20 protein-coding genes are annotated in these 24,465 nt (G+C 58.6%); 16 read left to right on the top strand and 4 right to left on the bottom strand.

Translation table 11 applies throughout. The features are described 5' to 3' along the window. Window positions 1–36: 36 nt before the first annotated feature. The 15 genes from ileS to BLW36_RS16255 all read left to right on the top strand — a co-directional run bounded on the left by ileS (window position 37) and on the right by BLW36_RS16255 (window position 17,814). Entirely contained in the window at window positions 37–2,841 is a 2,805-nt protein-coding gene (gene ileS, locus BLW36_RS16325; protein ID WP_091391150.1) for an isoleucine--tRNA ligase, read from the top strand. After that, window positions 2,834–3,373 carry a signal peptidase II gene (gene lspA, locus BLW36_RS16320; RefSeq protein ID WP_091391149.1) on the top strand — a complete coding sequence of 180 codons (540 nt, stop codon included), beginning with the start codon at window positions 2,834–2,836 and terminating at the stop codon, window positions 3,371–3,373. Before ileS ends, lspA begins: the two co-directional genes overlap by 8 nt. A gap of 6 nt (window positions 3,374–3,379) precedes the next feature. Beyond that, complete coding sequence (gene fkpB, locus BLW36_RS16315; protein ID WP_091391148.1) at window positions 3,380–3,820, top strand: FKBP-type peptidyl-prolyl cis-trans isomerase; 441 nt, start codon at window positions 3,380–3,382, stop codon at window positions 3,818–3,820. 55 nt (window positions 3,821–3,875) lie between these two features. Beyond that, entirely contained in the window at window positions 3,876–4,808 is a 933-nt protein-coding gene (gene ispH / locus BLW36_RS16310) for a 4-hydroxy-3-methylbut-2-enyl diphosphate reductase (protein ID WP_091391147.1), read from the top strand. 167 nt (window positions 4,809–4,975) lie between these two features. Beyond that, entirely contained in the window at window positions 4,976–5,662 is a 687-nt protein-coding gene (locus tag BLW36_RS17655; RefSeq protein ID WP_170833257.1) for a GspH/FimT family pseudopilin, read from the top strand. Between the two features lie 2 nt (window positions 5,663–5,664). Then, a complete protein-coding gene (gene pilV, locus BLW36_RS16300; protein ID WP_091391146.1) occupies window positions 5,665–6,111 on the top strand; it encodes a type IV pilus modification protein PilV in 447 nt (148 codons plus the stop codon). Window positions 6,112–6,113: 2 nt separating this feature from the next. After that, window positions 6,114–7,190, top strand: a complete 1,077-nt coding sequence (locus BLW36_RS16295; protein ID WP_091391145.1) for a PilW family protein — start codon at window positions 6,114–6,116, stop codon at window positions 7,188–7,190. Beyond that, a complete protein-coding gene (locus BLW36_RS16290) occupies window positions 7,190–7,717 on the top strand; it encodes a pilus assembly PilX family protein (protein ID WP_170833256.1) in 528 nt (175 codons plus the stop codon). The genes BLW36_RS16295 and BLW36_RS16290 overlap by 1 nt, the downstream gene beginning before the upstream one ends. Before the next feature lie 28 nt (window positions 7,718–7,745). Further along, window positions 7,746–11,075 (top strand): pilus assembly protein, encoded by a 3,330-nt coding sequence (locus BLW36_RS16285; RefSeq protein WP_170833255.1) that lies wholly within the window; start codon window positions 7,746–7,748, stop codon window positions 11,073–11,075. A gap of 450 nt (window positions 11,076–11,525) precedes the next feature. Further along, window positions 11,526–12,044, top strand: a complete 519-nt coding sequence (locus BLW36_RS16280; RefSeq protein ID WP_091391142.1) for a GspH/FimT family pseudopilin — start codon at window positions 11,526–11,528, stop codon at window positions 12,042–12,044. A gap of 9 nt (window positions 12,045–12,053) precedes the next feature. Further along, window positions 12,054–12,530: a type IV pilus modification protein PilV gene (gene pilV / locus BLW36_RS16275; protein WP_091391141.1), complete on the top strand. Its 477-nt coding sequence runs from the start codon at window positions 12,054–12,056 to the stop codon at window positions 12,528–12,530. A 2-nt stretch (window positions 12,531–12,532) separates the two neighbouring features. Then, window positions 12,533–13,612 (top strand): PilW family protein, encoded by a 1,080-nt coding sequence (locus tag BLW36_RS16270; protein ID WP_170833254.1) that lies wholly within the window; start codon window positions 12,533–12,535, stop codon window positions 13,610–13,612. Then, entirely contained in the window at window positions 13,613–14,164 is a 552-nt protein-coding gene (locus tag BLW36_RS16265) for a pilus assembly PilX family protein (RefSeq protein ID WP_091391139.1), read from the top strand. It begins immediately after the preceding gene. A 9-nt stretch (window positions 14,165–14,173) separates the two neighbouring features. Continuing rightward, window positions 14,174–17,266: a PilC/PilY family type IV pilus protein gene (locus BLW36_RS16260; protein ID WP_091391138.1), complete on the top strand. Its 3,093-nt coding sequence runs from the start codon at window positions 14,174–14,176 to the stop codon at window positions 17,264–17,266. A gap of 89 nt (window positions 17,267–17,355) precedes the next feature. Further along, entirely contained in the window at window positions 17,356–17,814 is a 459-nt protein-coding gene (locus BLW36_RS16255) for a type IV pilin protein (protein ID WP_091391137.1), read from the top strand. Here BLW36_RS16255 and BLW36_RS16250 read toward each other — a convergent pair whose 3' ends face one another. The 3 genes from BLW36_RS16250 to BLW36_RS16240 all read right to left on the bottom strand — a co-directional run bounded on the left by BLW36_RS16250 (window position 17,815) and on the right by BLW36_RS16240 (window position 21,610). Continuing rightward, window positions 17,815–18,393, bottom strand: coding sequence for a GspH/FimT family pseudopilin (locus BLW36_RS16250; protein ID WP_091391196.1), 579 nt, complete (start codon window positions 18,391–18,393; stop codon window positions 17,815–17,817). 97 nt (window positions 18,394–18,490) lie between these two features. Beyond that, window positions 18,491–19,906, bottom strand: coding sequence for a sigma-54-dependent transcriptional regulator (locus BLW36_RS16245; RefSeq protein ID WP_091391136.1), 1,416 nt, complete (start codon window positions 19,904–19,906; stop codon window positions 18,491–18,493). Between the two features lie 108 nt (window positions 19,907–20,014). Further along, on the bottom strand, window positions 20,015–21,610 hold the full coding sequence (locus BLW36_RS16240; protein WP_091391195.1) for a two-component system sensor histidine kinase NtrB: 1,596 nt from the start codon (window positions 21,608–21,610) through the stop codon (window positions 20,015–20,017). A 93-nt stretch (window positions 21,611–21,703) separates the two neighbouring features. On the opposite strand from BLW36_RS16240, the gene BLW36_RS16235 reads away from it, so the two are divergent. Further along, complete coding sequence (locus tag BLW36_RS16235) at window positions 21,704–23,332, top strand: NAD+ synthase (protein WP_091391135.1); 1,629 nt, start codon at window positions 21,704–21,706, stop codon at window positions 23,330–23,332. A 68-nt stretch (window positions 23,333–23,400) separates the two neighbouring features. Here the strand turns inward: BLW36_RS16235 and BLW36_RS16230 are convergent, their stop codons facing one another. Beyond that, window positions 23,401–24,333 (bottom strand): outer membrane protein assembly factor BamD, encoded by a 933-nt coding sequence (locus BLW36_RS16230; RefSeq protein WP_091391134.1) that lies wholly within the window; start codon window positions 24,331–24,333, stop codon window positions 23,401–23,403. Between the last annotated feature and the right edge of the window lie 132 nt (window positions 24,334–24,465).

Genomic DNA, 24,465 nt, shown 5'->3' with positions numbered 1-24,465 from the left:
TTTAATTTTTTCTACTAGAGCTGAAGTAGACACCCAATGACCGATTACAAAGCGACTCTGAACCTGCCCGAGACCGATTTTCCGATGCGCGGTAACCTGCCGCAGCGGGAACCGGCCATTCTGCAAAAGTGGCAGCAGGGCAAGCTCTACGAACAGATTCGCGCGGCGCGTGCCGGGCGCGAACAGTTTATCCTGCACGACGGGCCCCCCTACGCGAACGGCGATATTCATATCGGTCACTCGGTCAACAAGATCCTGAAGGACATTATCGTCAAGTCGAAGACCCTGAGCGGTTTTGACGCCCCCTATGTGCCGGGTTGGGATTGCCACGGTCTGCCGATAGAACACCGCGTGGAAAAGAAAATCGGCAAGGCCGGCGCCAAGGTGGATCACAAGACCTTCCGCCAGAAGTGCCGCGAGTACGCCGCCAAGCAGGTCGAGGGACAGAGGAAAGACTTCATCCGCCTGGGGGTGTTCGGCGAGTGGGACAACCCCTACCGCACGATGGATTTCCAGTTCGAGGGCGACATCATCCGCGCGCTCGGCCGCATCGTGAAGAACGGCCACCTGGCGCGCGGCTTCAAGCCGGTGTACTGGAGCGTGGTAGGTGGCTCGGCCCTGGCCGAGGCCGAAGTGGAATATCAGGACAAGACCTCCTTCTCCATCGACGTCTGCTACCCGGTGACGGAAGAGACCGCATTGGCGATTGCCGATGCCGCCGGTGGTCACGCCGGCGACGGCCAGCTGTCGGTGGTCATCTGGACCACCACTCCCTGGACACTGCCGTCCTCCCAGGCGGTCTCCGTCAACGCTGAACTCGAGTATGTCGTCGTGCAGGTCGGTGACCGCCGCATCCTGGTAGCCGAAGAACTGCAAGACGCGGTGCTGGAGCGCGCGGGGCTGGAAGGCGAAGTGGTCGGTCATATTCGCGGTGCCGCACTCGAGCACCTGAAGGTCCATCATCCCTTCTACGACAAGGAGCTGCCGATCATTCTCGGCGACCACGTCACCACCGACGCTGGTACCGGCTGCGTACACACGGCACCGGATCACGGCCCGGACGACTTCCTGGTGGGCAAGCGCTACGGCATCGAGACGCTCAACTACGTCGACGACAATGGCGTCTACCGCGACAGCGTTCCGGTCTTCGCCGGCGAGCATGTCTACAAGGTGGATGAGAAGATTGTCGATGTGCTGCAAGAGAAAGGCGTGCTGCTGCACCAGGGCAAGCTGGTCCACAGTTACCCGCACTGCTGGCGCACCAAGACGCCGCTGATCTATCGTGCCACGCCGCAGTGGTTTGTCAGCATGCAGCAGAATGATCTGCTGGATCACGCGCAGAAGGCTGCAGACGAAGTACAGTGGATCCCCGGCTGGGGCAAGGCGCGCATCGACGCGATGCTGGATGCCAGCCCGGACTGGTGTATCTCGCGCCAGCGCACCTGGGGCGTGCCCATCGCGCTGTTCGTGCACAAGGAAACCCACGAGATCCACCCGGATACCCCGGCGCTAATGGACAAGGTGGCGGAAAAAGTCGATGCCGAGGGTATGGATGTCTGGTTCGACCTGGATCCGCGCGAGCTGCTCGGCGATGACGCGGACCAGTACCAGAAGGTGACCGATACGCTGGACGTCTGGTTCGATTCCGGTGTGACCCACTACGCGGTACTTGAGCGCCGCGACGGCCTGCGTTTTCCGGCGGATCTGTACCTGGAGGGCTCCGATCAGCATCGCGGCTGGTTCCAGTCCTCGCTGAAGACCTCCATCGCGATCAACGACTGCGCGCCCTACAGGCAGGTGCTTACCCACGGTTTCACCGTGGACGCCCAGGGGCGCAAGATGTCCAAGTCCATCGGCAACACCGTGGCGCCGCAGGATGTGATCAACAAGCTCGGCGCCGACGTGCTGCGCCTGTGGGTGGCGGCTACTGACTTCAGTGGCGAGATGGCCGTCTCCGACGAGATCCTGAAGCGCACCGCGGACTCCTACCGCCGCCTGCGCAATACTGCGCGTTTCTTCCTGTCGAACCTTGCCGGCTTCGATCCGGGCAAGGATCTGTTGCCGGCGGAGGAGCTGCTGGCGCTGGATCGCTGGGCACTGGATGTGGCCGCGCGCCTGCAGGACGAGATCATAGCCGCCTATGACAACTACCAGTTCCACCAGATCTACCAGAAGCTGCACAACTTCTGCGTCGTGGAGATGGGCGGCTTCTACCTGGATATCATCAAGGATCGCCAGTACACCACGCAGAAGGACAGCGTTGCGCGCCGCTCCGCGCAAACTGCCCTGTACCATATCGTGCAGGCGTTCACCCGCTGGATTGCGCCGATCCTGAGCTTCACCGCCGACGAGCTGTGGCAGTTTATTCCCGGCGAGCGCGGTGACAGTGTGTTTGTCGAGGAGTGGTATTCGCTGCCGACGCTACCGGCGGACGCCGACAAGGGCGCCGATTACTGGGCGGCCATCGCACAGGTGAAAACTGCGGTAAACAAAGTGCTCGAAGAGCAGCGCGGGGCCGGCAATATCGGTGGTTCTCTGCAGGCGGCGGTGACGCTGTTCGCCGATGACGACCTGCGCGAAAAACTGATCGAACTTGAAGATGAGCTGCGCTTCGTGCTGATCTGTTCCTCCACTTCGGTGCAACCGCTCAGCGACGCCGCCGGTGCCGAGGCGACGGAACTGGCGGGCCTCAAAGTCACGGTGCGCAAAGTGGATCATCCCAAGTGCGCGCGCTGCTGGCACTTTCGCGCCGATGTCGGCGCCGATCCGCAGCATCCGGAGATCTGCTCCCGCTGTGTAGACAATATTGCGGGTAAAGGTGAGGAGCGTCACTATGCCTGACAACGGGCATAAAGGCCTGAGCCTGTTCGGTCACCCGTGGCGCTGGTACTGGCTGGCACTGCTGGTGATCGCGCTGGATATCGCCACCAAGGTGTGGGCGGTGGATGAGTTTATGCACGGTCCGGCCATGCAGATCATTCCCGGGCTGCTGAAATTCACCTATGCCGAAAACTACGGTGCGGCCTTCAGCTTCCTCGCCGATGCCGGCGGCTGGCAGCGTTGGCTGTTTGGCGCCATCGCACTGGGCTTCAGCGCCATGGTCACTGTCTGGCTGTGGCGCCTGCCGGCGAGCAAGCGCTGGGAGCCCTTCGCACTGGCGCTGATTCTCGGCGGAGCCCTGGGCAACCTATGGGACCGCATGTTGCTGGGTTATGTGCGGGACTTTATTTCCGTTTATTACGGCAGCTGGCATTTTCCGGTGTTCAATGTCGCGGACATGGCGATCAGCATAGGGGCCGCGATGCTGGTAATCGAATTGCTGTTCTTTGCCGAAAAAGACAGTGGCGATGCAAAGAAGAGCGCAGAAGTTTAAATATTTATGAGCAATACCATAATCGGCGAACACAGCCGGGTCACACTGCATTTCAGCCTGAAATTGGACGATGGCACCGAGGTGGATTCCACCTTCAAGGGTGACCCAGCGACCTTCAGTGTCGGTGACGGCAGCCTGCTGCCGGGGTTTGAAAAAGCCCTGTTCGGCCTCAAGGCCGGTGACGAGGCGGAGATCGAGATTCCGCCGGAGCTGGGTTTTGGCCAGCGCAACCCGTCCAATATCCAGAAGGTGCGCCGGGATACCTTTTCCCCGGATATCGAGCTGGAAGAGGGGTTGGTAGTTTCCTTCGACAATGGCAGCGGCGAATTGCCCGGCATCATTCGTGAAATTGGTGAAGACGAGGTTACCGTCGATTTCAACCATCCGCTGGCGGGACAGACGCTGAATTTTCACGTGAAGATTATCGCGGTGGACTCGATCCAGTAGGCCTGCTGTTCCGACTGGTACGAGCGATTCCCGCAATGAGAGTTTTGAACTGACTATGCAAATCCGACTGGCAAATCCCCGCGGCTTCTGTGCTGGCGTCGACCGCGCCATCGATATCGTTAATCGCGCGCTGGACGTGTTCGGTGCGCCCATCTATGTGCGTCACGAAGTGGTACACAACAAGTTTGTGGTGGACAGCCTGCGCGAGCGCGGCGCCGTGTTTGTGGATGAGCTGGCAGAGGTGCCGGACGACGTGATCGTGATTTTCAGTGCCCACGGCGTGTCCAAGGCGGTACAGCGAGAGGCTGCCGACCGTGGTCTCAGAGTGTTCGATGCCACCTGCCCGCTGGTCACCAAGGTGCATATGGAAGTGAGCAAGTTCAGCACCGATGGATCCGAGTGTATCCTGATCGGCCACCAGGGGCATCCCGAGGTCGAGGGCACTATGGGGCAGTACGATGCCAGTGCCGGTGGTGCCATTTATCTGGTGGAGGACGAGGAAGACGTTGCCAGCCTGCAGGTGCAGGACGAAAACAATCTTACCTATGTAACCCAGACCACCCTGTCCATGGATGACACCGCGCGGGTCATCGACGCCCTGCGCGCCCGATTCCCGAATATCCGCGGTCCACGTAAAGACGACATCTGCTACGCGACCCAGAACCGCCAGGATGCGGTCAAACAGCTGGCATTGGAGAGCGATCTGGTCCTGGTAGTGGGCAGCCCCAATAGCTCCAACTCCAACCGGCTGCGCGAACTTGCCGAACGCTGTGGCGCTACCGCCAAATTGATCGATGGCGCCGGCGATATAGATCCGGCGTGGCTCGCCGGCAAAAGCGCTATCGGTATCACCGCCGGCGCTTCGGCCCCTGAGGTATTGGTGCAGGAGGTGATCGATCGCCTGCAGGACCTCGGCGCCGAACTGCCGCAGGAAATGGCCGGGCGCGAGGAGAATATCCGCTTCTCGCTGCCGAAAGAGCTGCGTTAAAAAAAGCGACGCGAAGCGTCGCTACCCTGTCTACATAAAATTCCCGCCCATCAATTGCTGCCGGCCATCCTGGTACCTGGTAGCGGTTCCCTCTGCCCGGCTGCTACGAAAACTTGACGTGATTTAGCTCTTTACAGTTGTGTGCTGCAATCGGCAGCGGCGTTGCAATGCTTGTCGCAAAGTTGTTGCGACGCCGTTTGTCGTCGATCCAGTGCCGCCTGTCGTACCTGAAAGAACTAGCCGCCAATAAAGCTGCAGATTTTTCACTTTGCCTTAGGCTTCAGAGGCTCTTTATCGCGCAGTTGAAGGAACAGCTGCGACCTCGTAAGGAAACGATAATGCGAATAGCGAAAAGATCTGCAGGGTTCACCCTGATAGAGCTGATGATAGTGATTGCGATACTGGCTATCTTGATCGCAATCGGCGTCCCCTCTTTTACCTCACTAATCAAAAATAACCGCCTGACATCCGCGGCCAATGACCTCGCCGGCGCACTGCACTTTGCACGCGCAGAGGCTGTGCGCCGCGGTAGCAGCGTTCAGGTCAGCTCCGTCTCCGACAATATTGGCAATGGTGTCAGGGTCTGGTTCGACGCTGATGGCGACGGGAATCTTGATAGCGGCGCTGACTCTAGCGAAGAGTTACGGCTGGTGCGCATGGCGGCGCCTGCTGTTTCGGTTGCTGCCGATACGGGAGCTAACGTCAGCTTGACGTTCAGCGCCCGTGGCAGGGCCAGTGGAGCAGTGATCCTCAGTATCTGCGACGACCGTTCTGGTAACTACGGCAAGGAGGTGAGCCTGCTCGCCACCGGAGTCATGCGTACCAAATCCGGCATTGCTTGCGGAGGAGGCTGACGATGAAAAAGCACGCTGGCGCAACACTGATGGAAGTACTCATCACGGTGCTCATTCTGGCGGTCGGTCTACTTGGATTGTCCGCCACCCAGGTGATGAGCCTGAAAAACGCCAACAACTCCCATAACCGCTATCTCGCCGGCCTCGCCGCCCAGGAGATGGCCGACCGCATCCGTGCCAATCCTACTGGCCGGATGAATTACGACGGCCAAACGGTGGACGGTAGTGAGACGGCTTCGGGTTGCGGCGCTACCTGTGTCAATCAGGATCTTTACGATTGGGGCCAGGTCATCAAGACAAACCTGCCGTCAGGCAAGGGCGAGATCGACGTCAACGGAACTCAGGTGACGCTGACCGTCTTCTGGAAGGAGCAGCATACCGGCAAAGATCGCGGTACCGCTGCCGCAGTGCCGGAAGAATTTTCCTATCAGCTGGTTGTGGAGCTTTGAAGATGAAGTCACTTAAACGACAGCGAGGCCTTTCCCTGATCGAGTTGATGATCGGTATTCTGCTGAGCGCACTGCTGCTGATGGGCGTACTGCAGATCTTCGATGGCAACCGCAACATCATGCGTATGCAGACCGAATTCGCGCGGGTGCAGGAAAGCGGGCGCTTTGCGATGGATCTGTTGCTGCAGGAAATACGCATGGCGGATTTCTGGGGTTGCGCGCCTCCCGCTTCATCAGTGCGCAACCACCTCGATCCTAAGGATCCCGACTACCTGGCCGGCTATGACGATGTCTACGGCGTACTGATCGGGTCAAATGGCATAGGGGGAGAGAACAATGTCGGTGCTAATGCGACTGTCGGGGGACTGAAGGTGGTCGAGGGAACAGACATGCTGATCCTCGGTGGCACCGACGACGCCTGCCGGGGCAGAGGCAACATGGTGCCGTCTGTAAATGCGCAGGCCATGCATGTCTCGCCAAATTGCGCATTGGAGCCGGGACAAATAGTGCTGATTGCCAACTGTGAAAGCGGTGAACTGATGACGATCACTTCGGTTCAGGGCAAGGGCGGCTGCACTGGTGGTGGCGGGGGCGGTGGTAACAACGAGCCGGAAAAGCTGACGATTACCCACAACTCCGGAAACTGCAACATGCCTGGAGCCGTTGACAACCTTAAGCAGTCACCCTTACAGCGGCAGTACGGTGCCGATGCGCGCATCCTGACCCCTTACCTGCGCACATTTTTTATTGCGGAGAATCAATTCGGAACCTCCCTTTATGTCAGCGAAAGCGGCGTTGGAACACAGGAGCTGGTGCCGCGCATCGAGAATATGCAGATTCTCTACGGCGCGGATAGCGACGGAGACGATGCCGTGGATGTCTGGGGTAGGGCCGACGAGGTGGAGATGAAAAAGGTGCTGAATATCCGGGTGCAGCTGGTGGTGGCCAGTGAAAATTCGGTGCAGGCGGACGATCTGGAGATCACCGATCTGGACGGCAAGAAATGGGACTACACCGATCGCAAGCTCAGAAAAATCTACCTGAGTTCTGCCAAGGTGCGCAACCGGGGAGATATGTGATGGTTTCCGTAACCCGACAAAAAGGTGCAGTTCTGGTTGTCAGCATGATAATCCTGCTGGTGCTGTCGCTGATCAGTGTCTCCGCTGCGCGCACCGTGTTACTGGAAGAGAAAATGACGTTCGCCTCTCGCGACGCCAAAACCGCGCTTGAGGCTGCCGAGGCCATTTTGCGAATTGGTGAAAGCTATCTGGAGAATCGCATACAGACCACCGGCGAGTTCGGTACGGTTGCAGGATTGCACCTGGAAGGCGAAGGCCCGCTCGATCTGTTCAGTGTCAATTCATGGGACGGAAAATCCGTAGAGGTGAACGAGACAATCAACGGGCAGGCTGTGAAGGGACGCTACTTTATCGAAATGGCGGGACTGGCCGACAACATGGATGCGTCGGAAAGCATTACGGTGGAGGGCTACGGCAACAGTACCGGCGCCGGTCAAATAAACGTATTTCGCGTAGTGGCCCAAGGGGAAGGGCTTTCCCCGCACACCAAACGCACCATCGTCGTTCAATATGGCCGGCGGTTCTGAGGGCTTGCTCATGAAGGAAATAAAGTTAATGGATTACGGCCTGAAGACTATCCTTTCCGGTCTTCTCGGATTTTCGGCGACCCTTTCTACCTGTGTCAGCGCGGAGCCAATCGATATTGCCGATGCGCCGCTGACCTCCGTCGGTACGACGGAAGCGAATATGATGATACTGCTGGACTCATCGGCGAGCATGGGCAGTGCGCGACTTCAGCAGGCGCAGCAGGCGGCCGCCGATATTGTCGGGCGGGTGCAGAATATGCGGGTCGGGGTGGCGCGATTAAATCCCAACCCTGTGCCGGGCGCCGACGCCGATTACGATGGCGCTCTCATTCTGAAAGGAATCTCCAGCGTCAATGACAGCGACGCGCGCGAAGATGCAATATTGAAAATCGGCAGTGTGCAGGCCGAAGGCGGCGCGCCGCTGGCCGAGGCATTGCTGTCCGTCGGTCGCTATTTTGTCCAGGGACATGAATCGGAGACGCTGACGCTGCATCCGCAACAGGCGTCTTCGCCGACTGCAGCCGCGGCCGATGTGCTGGGGCCAGAGCCCGAGTACGGCGACGGCGTAAGCCGACCCGCCAGTGACAGCCCTGCGATCCAGCAGTACTGCCAGAAAAATTTCGCCGTGGTGCTGAGCGCGGGCATACCCAGCAGCGATATCGATATCGTCGATAACACTCATGTCGAAGACTACGACGGCGACTGCGCCAGTTCGGAATCCGACTGTCTTGACTTCGATAAGAAGCCGGGGCTGACCTACGACGCCAATGGCGGCTCCGATTACCTCGACGATGTGGCTGCGGCCCTCTACGGTATAGACCTTCGTCCAGATCTCAGCCGCCCGGACGGCAGTGGGGTCAAGAACAATATCATCAGCTATTTTATTGGCTTTGGCGATGACCCTGCGGTGGAAAACCCTCTGCTGAGCGATGCCGGCACAAATGGTGGCGGTCGTTACTGGCAGGTAGCGGATACCGCCTCCTTGACCACCGCGCTCAATGAAACCGTGGACACGATTTCCAGTGTTATCGGCTCTCAGTCCTCGGTAGCTTTCAATTCCACGTCCCTGGAGGCGGGCTCGGTTATCTATTCGGCCCGCTACGACACCTCCGACTTCAGTGGCCGCCTGTTCGCCCACAGCCTGGATCCATTGACCGGCCGCATGATCAGCACGCCGCTTTGGGAAGCGGCGAGCCGGCTCGCCAGCGACGGCTACGGCAGTCGCCAGATCATTACGCTGCGCGGCAGCGAAGGCGTGCCCTTTGACGAGGCCTCGTTGCGTGGTGCGGCGCAAAACTACGATATTAGCGTGAACCTGAACCGCCTCGATATCAACGGAGCAATGGTAAGCCTGTATGTGGGCGGCAACGTAGTGGCGACCGCGAGCAGCGTTGATACGTTGACTGCCACCACCAATGATATCGATAGCGATATCCGCATCGTCTGCGTAGACTGCTTGGATAAAAGTGCCCAAGTGCAGGTTGTTTCCGCGACCGTCGGCGGTGTAGAAAAAAATGTCGGCGGTGCGCTGGCCGCGAATGGTGACTCTGTAAGTTTGGGTAATGTCAAAACTTATGTCGCCGCCACCTATACCCGCCAACGCCTCGACCTTGCGATCGACGCAACAACCGGCTCGGAAGACAGTCAGTGGGCGGACCGGCTCGGCTATGTTCGCGGCAATACCACCAAAGACGGGGGAACTGGGTTCCGCCGGCGGGGCACTATCCCCGGCGGAAGCACCAACCTGTTGGGCGACATAGTGCACTCCGCGCCCACCTATGTCGGGGGGCCCGAATACGGCTGGACCTTCGACAACTACCAGCAGTTTGTCAACAATAAGAAAGACCGCGAGCCGATGGTCTATGTAGGCGCCAACGATGCCATGCTGCACGGTTTCAGGGCGTCGGATGGGAAAGAGATGTTTTCCTATGTTCCGTCACTGGTTCTGAATACTGCGGAGCAAAATAAGGGCCTGCATGCATTCACCTCTCCCGACTACGCGCATAAGTACTATGTGGACCTGCCGCCGACGGTCTCAGACGTGCGTATCGACCGTGACGGAACTGGCGCTCAGTGGACCACGGTACTGGTCGGCGGGCTGCGCGGTGGCGGTAAGGGCTATTTCGCGCTGAACATCACCGATCCGAATGTTCTCGCGAACGCGGAGAACAATGCCGATGATATAGTGCTGTGGGAATTCGACGGCGCCGCCAACGCCGCTGACCTGGGCCTGGGTTTTTCCGAGGCCAAGATAGCGAAACTGAACAACGGCAAATGGGCGGCGATATTCGGCAATGGTTACAACAGCGATAATGGCGTGGCCGGGCTGTTTATCGTCTATATCGAGGATGGTGTCGACGGCAGCTGGAGCAGTGGCGACTGGAAGTTTATTTCCACCGGAGCCGGCACGATCAATGACCGCAAGAACGGCCTGTCAACGCCGCGCCTGATCGACGTGAACGGTGACGGCGTCGTCGACCGCGCCTATGCCGGGGACCTGATGGGCAACATGTGGGCCTTCGACCTGTGCAATCTGGGCGGTAATGGGATATGTTCCGCAGTCGATGATGGTGACTGGGGTGTGGATTACAAGCTGTTTGGCACCGGCATTGGCGAGCCGCACAACGCCATCACTGCAGCCCCCCTGGTGGCGAGCAATACGGCAGTGCCCGCCGGCGCCCTGCCGAATGTGCTGGTGATGTTCGGTACCGGCCAGTACCTGGCGCAGGCGGATCTGACCGAAAATGCCGGCGGTGCCTTCTATGCGGTCTGGGACAAGGGCGTGGCGAACCGCACCACCGATGACCTGGTGGAGCGCACCCTGGAGAGTGCCGGGGGCATGCGCAGCGTCGCCAAGGATAGCGACGGGCAATATACATCGATAGACTGGACCAGCGAATACGGCTGGTATATGTCTCTCGCGGACGCTTCCGGCAACTTCGCCGGCGAACGGGTGGTTGCCTCGCCGGCACTGAGAAACAACACGCTGTTTTTCAATACCATTATTCCCAACCCTGCTCCCTGTGCCTCCAGTGGCACCGGCTGGCTGATGAGCCTGGATTTCCGCACCGGCGTGCCGGAGGTGGACCTGGTGTACCCGGTCACCGACTTCAATAACGACGGCCGGATAAGCGGGGATGATGTCGGCTATGTCGGCAAGGAGTACCAGCCCCCCGCCTGTACCGGGGAGGGTTGTGACGATGGTGAGATTCTTCCCGGCATGCCGGGCCAGTCAGGCTTTATCGGCGATGTACGCTGTACCCCCGGCAGCAACGGTGGTGTCGTCTGTGACGATATCAATGTCGGTAGAATCACGCGTGAAGGGCGATTGACCTGGCAGGAGTTGATTGCCGACTGAGTTTGATGAGCGCGGCGCGGCCGATGTCCGTCACGGAGACCCGGCCCGCGCCGCGACTGCTTTCCCAATGAAATGGCCTGGCTTTTTGCCGGGCTCCATTGAACATTTTCCCATCCATAGTTAGCGCCCCCATATAACTCTCAGGTGTAGCTGTCTGCATCACTCGATGACCCGCCTCCGATAATCAGGGTTGGCCGTTGCCTAACCCGACGACGGTTTTACACAAATCAGCATCGCTGCAGATTCCGAGTTGGCCAAACCTTAAGCCGCTTTGGTTGTGTGTTTTTTCATCAGCTTGTTCTCATGCTGCCGCTTGTCGGTTGATTCATTCCGCTCGTCAGGCGCCTGTGTTCCGCGGTACCAGATTCCTTTTTTTTGCCAGTGCACTCCGATATAAGTACCAGTCACAAAAAATGACGACAGGTGACTCCTGTCAAAAAGGAATAAAAAATGTACAGCGTCACGCGCGTGCGCGGCTTTACCTTGATCGAGCTGATGATGGTGCTGACGATCCTCAGCATCGTCATGGCCATCGGCGTCCCCTCGTTCAATACCATGATCCAGAACAACCGATTGGCAGCCTCCTCCAATGATGTGGCCGGAGCTTTGCACTATGCCCGCGCCGAAGCCGTGCGGCGTGGCCGTGCGGTGCAGGTAGAGGCCCTCGACAACAACGTTAACAACGGGTTGCGAATCTGGTTCGACGAGGATGGGGATGGTGCGTTTGACGACGGCGAGGAGTTGCGCGTTGTGCGCCTGCCGGTCAGCGCCGGTGTCGCGATCGCAGCGAAAGTCAATGATACCGCCAAGACCGATCTGACGATGAGCTATAGCCCGCGCGGTGTGGTTAGCAGTGGCGATGCCATGACTTTCACCGTTTGCGACGACCGCAGCGGCAATCACGGCAAGCAGCTGAACCTGCTGGCCTCCGGCCTGCTACGGCTCACTTCTGGCGTTGCCTGTAACTAGGGAGGGGGCATGAAAAAGCAAGCTGGCGCAACGATGATCGAAATACTCGTCACCATATTGGTATTGGCGGTGGGGCTGCTGGGCCTGTCTGCCACCCAGGTGATGAGCCTCAAAAACGGTAACAACGCCCATCACCGCTATATGGCTGCGCTGGCAGCCCACGAGATGGCGGAGCGTATGCGGGCCAACCCCGACGGGATTGAACTTGGCGGTTACGACAATGCGAAGGTTAGTGCTGAAACCGTGACTGGAACTGCGCCTGACTGCAGCCAGACTTGTGCCGCCGGAAGCCTTGCCGCGCTTGATCTCTACGACTGGGGCCAAGTGATTTCCACCAATTTACCTGGTGGAGAGGGCGAAATCAGTCGCGCTGGTCGTGTAGTAACGCTCACCGTGAGCTGGAACGAGCAGCACACCGGCGAAAACCGCGGCACCGCCGCCGGCGGTACCGATGAATCTTCCTTTGTAATGGTTGTGGAGCTATGAATGTGACCTCTCTCGCAAGACAGCGCGGTCTGTCACTGATTGAACTCATGGTCGCGTTGGTGCTCAGTGCGACACTGCTATGGGGTGTATTGCAGATTTTTGATAGCAATCGCAACACTATGAGAATGCAGACAGCCTTCGCCCGGGTGCAGGAAAGTGGCCGCTTTGCCATGGACCTGTTGACTAAAGAAATCCGCATGGCGGATTACTGGGGCTGTGTGCCGGAGGAGGATAATATCCAGAACCATCTCGATTCGACCGATCCCGATTACCAGAATTCCTCGGCCAAGGACCTGTTGGATCAGATTGGTGCTAACGGAGTTTCCGGAGACAACAACGTCGCAGCCTCCCTCACCTACGGAACGAAAGATGTGCTTCTTGGCACAGACACCTTGACGCTGCGCGGGGCAGAGGACGCCTGCGAAGGAACCGGCCGCATGGTGCCGAGTACCCAGGCAGCGGCACTGCAAGTGAGCCCGCTCTGTCAAGTCGAGCCGGGTGATGTCGTCCTGTTGACCAATTGCCAGAGTGGCGAATTGATGACCATCACCCAGGTCCAGGGCATTGGTAGTGGTGGCGGAGGTGGTACCGGGGAGACCGGGGCCTCAAACAAGCTTACTGTCACTCACGATACCGGTAATAACCCGGCCGACGGTGTAATCGATAATGCCACCAAAGAATTGCAGCGTCAGTATGGGGCCGACGCGCGCCTCTTGAAGCCGTATGAACGCACCTACTTTGTTGCCGAGGGCGATGCCGGCCCTTCGCTTTATTATGCCGCTACCAACGCGTCTGCGCAGGAGCTAGTGCCTGGAATCGAGGATATGCAGATTCTCTATGGCGTGGATGTTGATGGTGACGATGTGGTGGATCGCTGGGGTAGTGCCGACGCATTCACAGACGACGAAATGGAATTGGCATTGGCCATTAAGGTGCAGTTGGTAGTCGCCAGTGATAGCGGTGTTAATGCCGATGAGCTCACTGTGACCGATCTCGATGGTGTGGGTACCGCATATACGGATGGCAAGCTGCGCAAGATCTATCTGAGTACGGCCAAAGTGCGCAATCGGGGGAGAATGTAAATGCAAGGGTATGCAAGGCAAAAGGGCGCGGTACTGGTGATCAGCCTGATCATCTTGCTGGTACTGACCATGATTGGCGTATCCGCCGCGCGCACCGTTCTACTGGAAGAAAAGATGACCTTCGCCTCGCGGGACGCCAAGGTTGCGCTGGAGGTGGCGGAAGCACTGGTCAAGCAGGGCGAACACTATATCGATAGTTTGTCCACGACCGGAGATTTTGGCGTCTCGGCCTGGCTGCATACTGAGGGCGGTGGTCCCAATAACCTTCTCGATGCGGCTACCTGGGGTGATGCTAACTCTCTGGCCCTGAGCAAGGGAGAAAAGTTACCGAATGTTCCCAACGTTGTACCAATGAATGGCAATGGGCGCATTTATATCGAAATGACCGGCAATGCGGATAAAGAAGATCCTGCCGACAGTATCACCGTTGAGGGCTATGGACAGACGACAGGCGGGGGAGAAATCCAGGTCTTTCGCATTGTTGCGCAGGGGCAGGGTATTAATGACGCAACCACTCGGACCATTATCAGCCACTACGGAAAGCGCTTCTAGGATAGATTCATGAAAAATAACTCGCTAGTAATGATCGCTAAGAAGCCGCTGCTGTCAGGCCTATTCGGTTTCTCCATCACGGTTTCCACCTGCATCAGCGCGCAGACACTGCAAAATCCTCAGCTTTCAGACGTGCCGCTGCAGGCACAGGGATCGGTTGAACCCAACTTGATGATTCTCATCGACTCCTCTGGTTCGATGAAAAGAGAACTCGATTCTGACCTTGATGCACTTACGGCTGCGGAAAGCCGCTTGGGTGTCGCCAAGACGGCGGCCAAGACATTTATCGGCGAGCTGGGCAATGTGCGTGTGGGGATCGCCAAGTTTAACGGCGAGAACGGCGCAACCATCATGCAGGGCCTGTCCAGTCTCGATGATGCAAGTCGCACCACCCTCAACAGTAAGATCGACGATATCCAGCCGGATGGCAAGACTCCGCTCGCCGAGGCATTAGCGGATCTGGGCCGCTATTTTGTCGAGGGCTATGAAGATCAGCAGGTTATGCCGAATCCGGACGGGTCTGCCTCCATGCTGACATCGGCAGATATATTGGGGACTGGGCCCAGTTATACTTATACAAACGGCGGTGGTAATGAGGTTACCACCAGTAAACCGAATAAAAATGTCGATGGCACCGTCTCGGGTGCCGCTATCCAGCAGTATTGCCAGAAAAACTTTATTCTGACGCTGACGGATGGCGCGCCCAATGGTGACTCCGCGCGCACCACGTATCTCGAGGATTTTGATGGCGATGGTAACTCCGATGCAGCGGATGCACTGGATGACGTCGCGAAGGCCTTGTACGACATAGACTGGCGCACCGACCTGCAGGATAAAAATAACATAAGTAGCCATTTTATCGGTTTTGCGAGTTCTGACGTCCAGAACAGTACGTTGCTGCAAAGTGCCGCCGGTTGGGGGCACGGTACCTATGAGTATGCGGATAGCGCAAACAGTCTGTTGGCCTCGCTGAACAATGCGTTCAGTTCAATCGCCGGCACCACGGGTACTCAGTCTTCGGTAGCTTTCAACTCGACATCACTCGACGCGGGGTCGGTCATCTATTCCGCGCAGTTTGATACCTCCAACTTCAGTGGCCGCCTCTACGCGCGCTCTCTGGATCCACAGAGGGGGCGCGTCGATCGAACGCTGTGGGAAGCATCGGAGCAGCTCGGTGATAATGCCGACCGTGAAATTATTACCTACCTGGGCGGTAAAGGGGTTCCCTTCACAGCGACTGCACTGGATACCTCCAGTCCGGACTCCGATCATGAATCGGATCTGGGATTCAGTGATAGTGCCAATGCGCCCGACGCTGCCTGGGTCGACCGCCTGATGTACATTCGTGGCGATACCAGCAAGGATGGCACGGGTACTTTTCGGCAGCGCGGGACCTTTTCCCGCTTGGCTGACGCCTCAATAGCAGGCGACCCTAAGTTGCTTGGTGACATCGTGCACTCGACCCCGGTCTACGTCGGAGAGCCGGAACTAAACTGGCCTAACTACTTTGCCAATCCTAGTCAGTCTGCCACCTACTATGAGCAATTTCGCATCCACAATGAAGGGCGTACTCCCATGGTCTATGTGGGAGCGAACGACGGCATGCTACACGGTTTTAATGCGGAAAATGGCGCGGAGGTATTCGCGTATGTCCCTTCACTGGTTTTGAACTCAAGTCTGGAACAGGGCCTTCATGCGTTCACCGACAGTATTTATAACCACAATTATTATGTTGACCTGACACCAACGGTATCCGATGTCTATATCGATATGGACGGAGACCGTAAAGAGGAGTGGAGTACGGTTTTGATCGGCGGACTGCGCCGGGGTGGTAAAGGGTACTTCGCCTTGAATATCACCGATCCCTCCCTGCTGGCTGCGGCGGAGACGGGCACGAATGCCGAACAAATTGTGATGTGGGAGTTCGATGGCGCTTCAGGTTCCAACGATCTGGGCTACTCTTTCTCCGAAGCGCAGGTGGCGCGGCTGAATAACGGCCGCTGGGCCGCAATCTTTGGTAACGGGTATGACAGTGTAAACGGTGTTGCCGGGCTGTTTATTGTCTATCTCGATGGCGGCCTCGACGGCTGGAGTGATGCCGACTGGGAGTTTATCTCCACCGAAGTAGGGCCCGATGCCAGCGGCCGCAAAAACGGTTTGTCCTCTCCACGCCTGATTGATCTGGATGGTGACAGGATTGTCGACCGAGTTTACGCCGGAGACCTCCAGGGCAACATGTGGGCGTTTGATCTCTCTGACCAGGACGCCGATATCCATGGCGGTGATGATGCCGATCAGTGGGGGATTGCTGGAAATGCGCCTCTCTTTACCGGCCCAAATTCCGGCCAGCCTAGCGGCGCGATCATGGCCGCACCGCTGGTTGCGCGCAATACCGCAGTGGCGACTGGCGCAGCCCCGAATCTGTTGGTCATGTTCGGCACCGGGCAATATCTGAACGCTGCGGATTTGGAGGATAACCTGGCGGGGGCTTTCTATGCAGTTTGGGACCACGGGCGCACTGGTATTACTGCCGCTGATCTGGCGAATCGCGAACTGGTAGACGGAACTTACGGTCGGGAAATCGGCGATCCAGCGACTACGAGCACCGTCGCGCTTAACTGGGATAACCCGCACCAGGGTTGGAGGATGAATCTGGAGCTGGGCAACCATGACGCCGTGACTCTTTCTGGCTATGCAGGGGAGCGTGTAATCTCCGCTCCGACTCTTCGCCGGAATACGCTGTTCTTCAGTACAATTAGTCCCAGTCTCGCTCCATGTGCCTCCAGCGGTAAGGGCTATCTGATGAGTCTGGATTTCCGCACCGGCGCTGCTGGAGACGATGCCGTGGCAGATTTCAATAACGATGGTCAGATCAATGCGCAGGACGAAGGGTACGTCGGCATGGAGTTCACCGGTTGCATAGGTGGTAACTGCAGCAGTGACAGCGGTGGTAGTAATCCGGGCATGCCCGGCCAGTCGGGCTTTATCGGCGACGTGCGCTGCACGCCTGGTAGTAGTGGCGACGTTGTCTGCGATGATATTGATGTCGGAGACGAACCGCGCGAGGGACGTCTCTCGTGGGAAGAGTTTTCACCGCGTTGACGGGACAATACCGCCCCGCAGTAGTTATCAGTAGAGCGGCCACAGATAGGTTGGCCGCTCCGGACCGAACTTGAAAGGTAAGAGATAAAATGATGAAGCAACGTGGCTTTACTTTGATTGAGTTGATGATCGTCGTGGCAATTGTGGCGATTCTGGCGGCGGTGGCCTGGCCTTCGTATCAGAACCAGGTGCGCTCGACGAATCGTGCCGATGCACAGGGCGCCTTGCTGGGGCTGGCGCAGGCGATGGAACGACACTTTACCGAGAATGGAACCTATGCTGGGGCCGCAGCGGGCGGTGCTGACGATGGAGTCCCGGCTATTTTCCCAACTCAGTCTCCCCTCGATGGCAGTAACAAAACTTACAACTTATCAATTGACGTTAATGACGGCGGTGATGCCTACATCCTGTTGGCGACGCCTTTTGGCGCTCAGGCGGGTGACGGACTGTTGCGCCTGAGTTCTAGTGGCGAAAAGGCCTGGGATCGAGGAAACGATGGCGCTTTTGCCGATCCAGGTGACTTGTGCTGGAACAAAGTCTGTAACTGATCAGATGTTGGTGGTGCAGCTCAGGTTGTCACCACTGCCATTCTCCGCGATTCCGTCCCCGTCACTGTCCCTGCCAAAGTACGGGCGACCGGTAACGTTCAGCACGATGATCCAGCCGTACTCGGCGTTACCGTCGGGCGGACAGTAGGAAAAATTGCCACTCTGGAAGGGTGTTAAGCCACTCGGGCGAAATTGCAGATATTTTTTATTGCCGAAACTGCGCCACTCAAGCGATGCACCATCGGCAAGCTTTTGCATCACTCTTTCGATATTTTCACCGATTTCATGTTCGCCGTTACCATTGTTATCCGCAAACAGCATGGCCCCTTGTGACCAGTCAGAGGTGCAGCTTTCTCCATCGGCACTTGGGCACAGGGTGTAAACCCGGCCGTGGCCGTAGGCCTTGCCGCGGCTGAACGCGATCAACTCAAAGAGCTCCCGCCCGAGAGTTTCATGCTGATAGCGAAGAAAAAGATCGGCTATAGGCGGTGCCGCCAACGCGGTTACGATAGTGACAATTGCGATGGTGAGTATCAGCTCGGGCAGTGTGAATCCCGAGACCCTGTGTAGTGGTTGCATGATGTGGCTCCGTTCCTTGAGCACACACCAGCATACCGCGCATAGTCTGAATGCCAATCACAGACCATTACAGTACGCTTGTCTCTGTTTCAGGGGGTCAGTCTTCCAGTCCCAGCTTCTTCAACCGGTAACGCAATGAGCGAAAGCTGATGCCGAGCTTCTGCGCCGCTGCCGTCCTGTTCCAGCGGGTTTCTGTCAGCGCGCTCTCGATGGCGTCCCGCTCGATGGCCTGCAGGAAATCGTCCAGTGAACTGAACTGGCTGGGATCAAACTGGCCGGAGTAACTTTCGGCAGGGAGATGTTCTGCCATCGATGAGGGCGTGGGCGAAGGGGTTTCTGAAGCTTCCGGCGGCTGCGCAGCGTCACGGTCGAGCAGCAGGTCGTCGGCCTGGATTTCGTACTGGTCGCTGAGGGTAAAAGCGCGTTCCAGAATATTTTCCAGCTGGCGGACATTGCCGGGAAACGGATACTTCTGCAGTGTTTCCAGTGTATCACCGGAGAGGCGCGGCGGAGCTACGTCAGCATTCGCAGCGATACGGCGCATGATGACGTCGGCCAGTAGCGGAATGTCCTCAGACCTTTCTCGCAGCGGCGGAACGGCTATTTCGATCACATTGATCCGATAGTAGAGATCACTGCGGAAGCGCCCCTCGGCGACCTCCCTGGTCAGATCCTTATGCGTTGCGCTGAGTATGCGCACATCAATGGGGACTTCCTGGCTGGAACCGATAGGGCGTATGCGTTTTTCCTGGATTGCGCGCAGCAGTTTGACCTGCATTTCCAGCGGCAGATCCGCGACTTCATCCAGAAACAGGGTGCCGCCTTCGGCGCTTTGCAGCAGGCCGAGCTTATCCTTGTGGGCGCCGGTAAAGCTGCCTTTCTTGTGGCCGAAAAATTCGCTTTCCATCAGCTCCGCGGGAACCGCGCCGCAATTGATCGGCACAAATGGCTTGTCGGCGCGGGCGCCCAGGCCGTGGATGGAGCGGGCCGCCAGCTCCTTGCCGGATCCGGATTCACCGCTGATATATACCGGCGCATCACTGCGAGCGACCTTGGCAATCTGGCGGCGCAGGTTGCGCATATTTTCCGCTTCACCGAGTAGCAGCTGTTCATCTGCTCCTGCATGTGGTGTCTGATCGCGTTTCTGCTTCAGGCGCAGCGCCAGCTTCACCAGACTGCGCAATTGCTCCAGGTCTACCGGTTTACTGACAAAGTCGAAGGCGCCCATTTTCAGCGCGCTGATCGCGGTATCCATATTGCCGTGGGCGGTGATGACGGCCACCGGTAGCTCGCCGTCACTCTGCTTCTGGATTTGCTCAACCAACTGCAGTCCGTCGCCATCGGGAAGGCGCATATCGGTCAGGCAGAAATCGTAGCGGTGTTCGCCGAGCAGGCGGTGCGCCTCACTCAAGTTGGCTGCGGTGTGACAGCGAACTTCCATGCGCCGCAGGGTCATGGTCAGGAGTTCGCAGATATCCGGTTCGTCGTCGACGACCAGGGCCAGTGGTTGCATCTATTGTTGATCTTTTTTTGTTCTATTGGATTTGCTGATCGCCAGTTTGCCTCAGCAATTTATGTCAGATTTCCCCGAAGACTGTTAAAAAATTTTCCCTTTATCCAGTTAAAAAATACGGTTCGCATGAGCGAATTCTACCCTGAAGCAACTTTGGTTGTCTCCGGTTTGGCAGGAGAACAGGCTGGCCTGATTCGCTTCGCAGAGTTCGCGGGCGATGTAGAGGCCGAGGCCGGTGCCACTTTTCCCAGTGGTAAAAAACGGCTCGAAAATCTTGTCCCGATGTTCCGCCGGCACACCAGGGCCGTTGTCGATCACATCCAGAATGGCGCAGTCGCGCTCGTTGTGGCGGTAGACTGCTATCTCCGCCTCCCGTCGGCCGCTGGCGAGCTCAGAGTGGTGCAATGCGTTGCTGCACAGGTTGGTAACTACCTGGGCCAGTTGTTCGGGGTCGAAACGTGCGACCACCGGCTGTTCGGGCAGGCGCAGGTGAATTCGGCTGCCCGCGGGAGCGCCGGCGCGGAAGTCCGGCAAAAATTGCCGCAGCCATTCGCCGAGATCGCGCTGCTGGGGGGCAGCGGCGCGGCGGCGCGACAGCTGCATTACATTCTCTACGATCTGGTTTACGCGCCGACTGTGACGGCAGATGATGTCGGTGAGGTGCCGGTCTTCTTCGCTGAGTGTCGGAGATTCCGACAGCAGCTGCGCCGCATGGCTGATTGCACCGAGCGGGTTGCGCACTTCGTGAGCGATGGAGGCGGTTAGGTGGCCGAGGGAGGCGAGTTTCAGCTTCTGCGCGGCCTGGGTCAGCTTGCGATTGTCCTCGACAAAGACCAGGGTGCTGTCGCCATTGTCGCGACGCAAGTTGGCGAAACTGAGCCTTAGTTCGCTGCCGTTATCCGCCTGCACTAGCGCACTGCCGCGTGAGTCGTCGCGCCGCCATTCGCGTACTATGTGGCGCAGTTCAGCCCGGCGCTCGCCATCGGGTTGCAGCTGGTCACCCAGCAGTTGGCGTGCCGCGCGATTGATCAGCTCCGGTTTATTGGAGGCATCCATGACCAGCACCCCGGTGCGCATACGCTCGATAATCTGCTGCGCGAGCCGCTGCAGATGGGCCGCCTGGCGGCTCTGCTGGTCCGCTCGCAGATTGGCGCTGCGAATGCGGGCGGACAGATACTGCAGTGTGCTGACCGTGGCGAACAGCAGGATGCCGAGGCTACCGGCGGAGACGATATCCTGGGTCTCAGCGCGATCGGCCAGCAGGTTGTACAGCTGCTGGCCAATGACGCCAAGACTGGCGACAGCGGCGAAGAAGGCGCCCATGCGCTTGTCCAGCAGCATGGAACCCACGGAACAGTTGATCAGCAACAGGTAGCCGAGCCCGGAGTTGAGGCCGCCACTGGCCTGGATCAGCAACAGAAAGGCAAGGATGTCGCAGCCGAGGACTACTCCCACCTGGCCGTGACTTGCGTGGTAGGCGCCGCGGCGCAGATGTAGCAGCCAGCCGAAGTTGAGTGCGGCGTAGGCGATGACAGTATTCAGGTAAAGGGCAGGCGCGGCGCTGCCGACGGCGCCTTTACCGATATCGGAGGTGAAGATGCCGAGCAGCACCAGCGCGATGGCGACCCGGTAAATGGCATAGACACGCAGCAGTTCGTGATGCTGCACGGCGGGTGCGCTGGCGATCGGTGCTGTACTACTCAAGGTGGCCTGCCCGGTATTGTTCTTGTTTTGGGCCGCTGCGGTTGTCCCCCCGGTCACTGTACAATAGCGGCCTCTCTGGTCCGAGGTACAAAGATGTCTACTTTGCAGCTAGTGCTGGCACAAATCAATTCTCTGGTGGGGGATATTCCCGGCAACACCGCACAGGTCATCGACGTGACCCGCAAGGCGCACCGCGAGCTCGGCGCCGAGCTGGTGCTGTTCCCCGAGCTGACCTTGAGCGGCTATCCGCCGGAAGACCTGCTGCTGCGCCCGAGTATGCAGCGCCGTATCGATGCGGCGCTGGCGCAGTTGCTGGCGGCGGAACTGCCCTGCGCGATATTGATCGGCTATCCGCGGGTGGTGGCCGGCAAGGTGTTCAATATCGCCGGCCTGATCGTCGATGGCGAGCTTGTTGTCGAGTATGCCAAGCAGAAGCTGCCCAATTACCAGGTCTTCGACGAAATGCGCTATTTCGTGCCGGGAGACCGCGCCTGCGTGGTGGATATCAAGGGCATTCCCACCGCCATCACCATCTGTGAAGACATCTGGCATCCGGAGCCGGTCGCCCAGGCTGCCGCCGCTGGGGCCAGGCTGATGCTGAATATCAATGCTTCGCCATTCCACCGGGGTAAGGCGCAGGAGCGCCTCGAACTGCTCGGCAATCAGGCGCGTGCCGGCAATATGCCGATCGTGTACGTCAACTGGTGCGGCGGCCAGGATGAGCTGGTATTTGACGGCGGCTCTTTCGCCGTCGATGCGCAGGGTAAGCTGTGTGCCCGCGCCCCGGAGTTTGCCGAGCATCTGCTGCCGGTAACAGTCAGTCACAATGGTGACAGAGTGACGCTGCAGCCCGGCGACATGACACCGGCGCTGGAAGATCTCGCCTCCGTGTACCAGGCGCTGGTGCTCGGCGTGCGCGATTATGTGAACAAGAACGGCTTCAATGGCGTGGTGCTCGGGCTGTCCGGTGGGATCGATTCCGCCCTGACACTGGCCATCGCGGTGGATGCCCTCGGCAAGGACCGGGTGGAGGCCGTGATGATGCCATTCCGCTATACCTCCGACCTGAGCAAGAACGATGCCGCCGACCAGGCCCAGCGCCTCGGCATCCACTACCGGGTGATCAGCATCGAGCCCATATTCGATGCCTTCATGGGGGCGCTGGCGGAAGAATTTGCCGGCAGCGAGCGCGACACCACCGAGGAGAACCTGCAGGCGCGCTCCCGCGGCGTGCTGTTGATGGCCATATCCAACAAGAAGGGCGCCATGGTGTTGACCACCGGCAACAAGAGTGAGCTGGCGGTGGGCTATGCCACCCTGTACGGCGATATGGTGGGAGGCTACAACGCGCTGAAAGACGTGCCCAAGGTACTGGTGTTCGAGCTGGCCCGCTACCGTAACACCCTGTCTGAAGTCATTCCGGAGACGGTCATTACCCGTCCGCCGAGTGCCGAGCTGGCCCCGGATCAGGTGGACTCGGACAGTTTGCCGCCCTACGAGATTCTGGATCAGATACTGCACCTGTACGTGGACAAGGACTACAGCGCCGCGGAAATCGTCGCGCGCGGCTTTGAACGGGAGACGGTGGAGCGGGTCGTGCGCCTGGTGGATCGCAATGAGTACAAGCGTCGTCAGGCGGCGGTCGGTGTGCGTATCTCTGAGCGCGGCTTCGGCCGCGATCGGCGTTATCCGATCACCAACGGCTGGCGGGCCGGCGAATAGGCGGAGATCTCCGGCAAACAAAAACGGCGCCCATGGGCGCCGTTTTTAATTGGATACCAATCGGAGGCTTAGATCAGCTCCGGCGGCAGCGGCGCCTCGTCGGGGCGGAACTCGGCGTTATACAGCTCGCGGCTGTCGAAGCCACGCGGATCCGATTTCTCGAACAGGCCGAGGGTAACCCGGTGAATGAAGCTGCGGCCACTGGCACCCTTGTAATAGTTGTAGTTGAAGCTGCCGTCTTCGCGGAAGGCCGGGTGGTTCGGATAGTTGGTGCGCAGCACGACCAGCGCATTGGCCTCCAGCTCCGGCATCTCCAGCATGTGGTAACCCTGGACCATCGCCGCCAGTGCGTCGGGCACCGCGGGGGTCTGCTGGAAGTTCTCGACCACATAGCGGCCGCGGTTGGCGGCAGCCAGGTAAGCACCGCGCTTGAAGTAGTAGTTGGCGACGTGAATCTCGTAGCGCGCCAGCAGGTTGCGCAGGTGGATCATGCGCTTCTGCGCGTCCGGCGCGTAGCGGCTCTCGGGGTAGCGGGCCATCAGCTGGGCGAAATAGGCGAAGGATTCGCGCGCGGAGCCCGGATCGCGGCTGGTCATGTCGGTGGGCAGGAAGCGCTCGAACAGGCCGGTGCCCTCGGTGAAGGACGCCAGGCCCTTCATGTAATAGGCGTAGTCGACGTTGCGGTGTTGCGGGTGCAGGCGGATAAAACGGTCCGCAGACGCGATGGCCGCGTCGTTCTCGTAATTGCGGTAGTAGGCGTAGATCAGCTCCAGCTGGGCCTGCTCGGCGTAGGTGCCGAATGGGAAGTTGTCTTCCAGCGCCCGCAGGTTCTTGATCGCCAGTTCCCATTGACTGGATCGCAGCTGGCGCTGTGCAGCCTCATAGAAGGCCTGTTCGGTGCGGTTGCCGGTGGGCAGCCCCTCTTCGGATTCATCGGTGCTGGCGCAGGCGACCAGTAGTGCGGACAGTACCGCGAGCCAAAGCATTTTCCAGGCCTGCATAGCCCCTCGCTCTATCATTATTACTCTCTACCTTATTGCTCTCTGCCTGTTTAAACTGGCCGCCATTATAGGAAACGGACGGGCCGGACATTTAACCACAGTCGCCGGGCTGCCCAAAGTGTTTGAAACTGA

The sequence above is a fragment of the Microbulbifer marinus genome (assembly GCF_900107725.1).
Taxonomy (GTDB): Bacteria; Pseudomonadota; Gammaproteobacteria; order Pseudomonadales; family Cellvibrionaceae; genus Microbulbifer; species Microbulbifer marinus.
This window is presented reverse-complemented; position numbering and strand designations above follow the sequence as displayed.

Coding starts and splice junctions, on each gene's coding strand:
- ileS (WP_091391150.1), top strand. CDS start 37: ATGACCGATTACAAAGCGACTCTGAACCTGCCCGAGACCGATTTTCCG.
- lspA (WP_091391149.1), top strand. CDS start 2,834: ATGCCTGACAACGGGCATAAAGGCCTGAGCCTGTTCGGTCACCCGTGG.
- fkpB (WP_091391148.1), top strand. CDS start 3,380: ATGAGCAATACCATAATCGGCGAACACAGCCGGGTCACACTGCATTTC.
- ispH (WP_091391147.1), top strand. CDS start 3,876: ATGCAAATCCGACTGGCAAATCCCCGCGGCTTCTGTGCTGGCGTCGAC.
- BLW36_RS17655 (WP_170833257.1), top strand. CDS start 4,976: ATGCTTGTCGCAAAGTTGTTGCGACGCCGTTTGTCGTCGATCCAGTGC.
- pilV (WP_091391146.1), top strand. CDS start 5,665: ATGAAAAAGCACGCTGGCGCAACACTGATGGAAGTACTCATCACGGTG.
- BLW36_RS16295 (WP_091391145.1), top strand. CDS start 6,114: ATGAAGTCACTTAAACGACAGCGAGGCCTTTCCCTGATCGAGTTGATG.
- BLW36_RS16290 (WP_170833256.1), top strand. CDS start 7,190: ATGGTTTCCGTAACCCGACAAAAAGGTGCAGTTCTGGTTGTCAGCATG.
- BLW36_RS16285 (WP_170833255.1), top strand. CDS start 7,746: ATGGATTACGGCCTGAAGACTATCCTTTCCGGTCTTCTCGGATTTTCG.
- BLW36_RS16280 (WP_091391142.1), top strand. CDS start 11,526: ATGTACAGCGTCACGCGCGTGCGCGGCTTTACCTTGATCGAGCTGATG.
- pilV (WP_091391141.1), top strand. CDS start 12,054: ATGAAAAAGCAAGCTGGCGCAACGATGATCGAAATACTCGTCACCATA.
- BLW36_RS16265 (WP_091391139.1), top strand. CDS start 13,613: ATGCAAGGGTATGCAAGGCAAAAGGGCGCGGTACTGGTGATCAGCCTG.
- BLW36_RS16260 (WP_091391138.1), top strand. CDS start 14,174: ATGAAAAATAACTCGCTAGTAATGATCGCTAAGAAGCCGCTGCTGTCA.
- BLW36_RS16255 (WP_091391137.1), top strand. CDS start 17,356: ATGATGAAGCAACGTGGCTTTACTTTGATTGAGTTGATGATCGTCGTG.
- BLW36_RS16250 (WP_091391196.1), bottom strand. CDS start 18,393: ATGCAACCACTACACAGGGTCTCGGGATTCACACTGCCCGAGCTGATA.
- BLW36_RS16245 (WP_091391136.1), bottom strand. CDS start 19,906: ATGCAACCACTGGCCCTGGTCGTCGACGACGAACCGGATATCTGCGAA.
- BLW36_RS16235 (WP_091391135.1), top strand. CDS start 21,704: ATGTCTACTTTGCAGCTAGTGCTGGCACAAATCAATTCTCTGGTGGGG.
- BLW36_RS16230 (WP_091391134.1), bottom strand. CDS start 24,333: ATGCAGGCCTGGAAAATGCTTTGGCTCGCGGTACTGTCCGCACTACTG.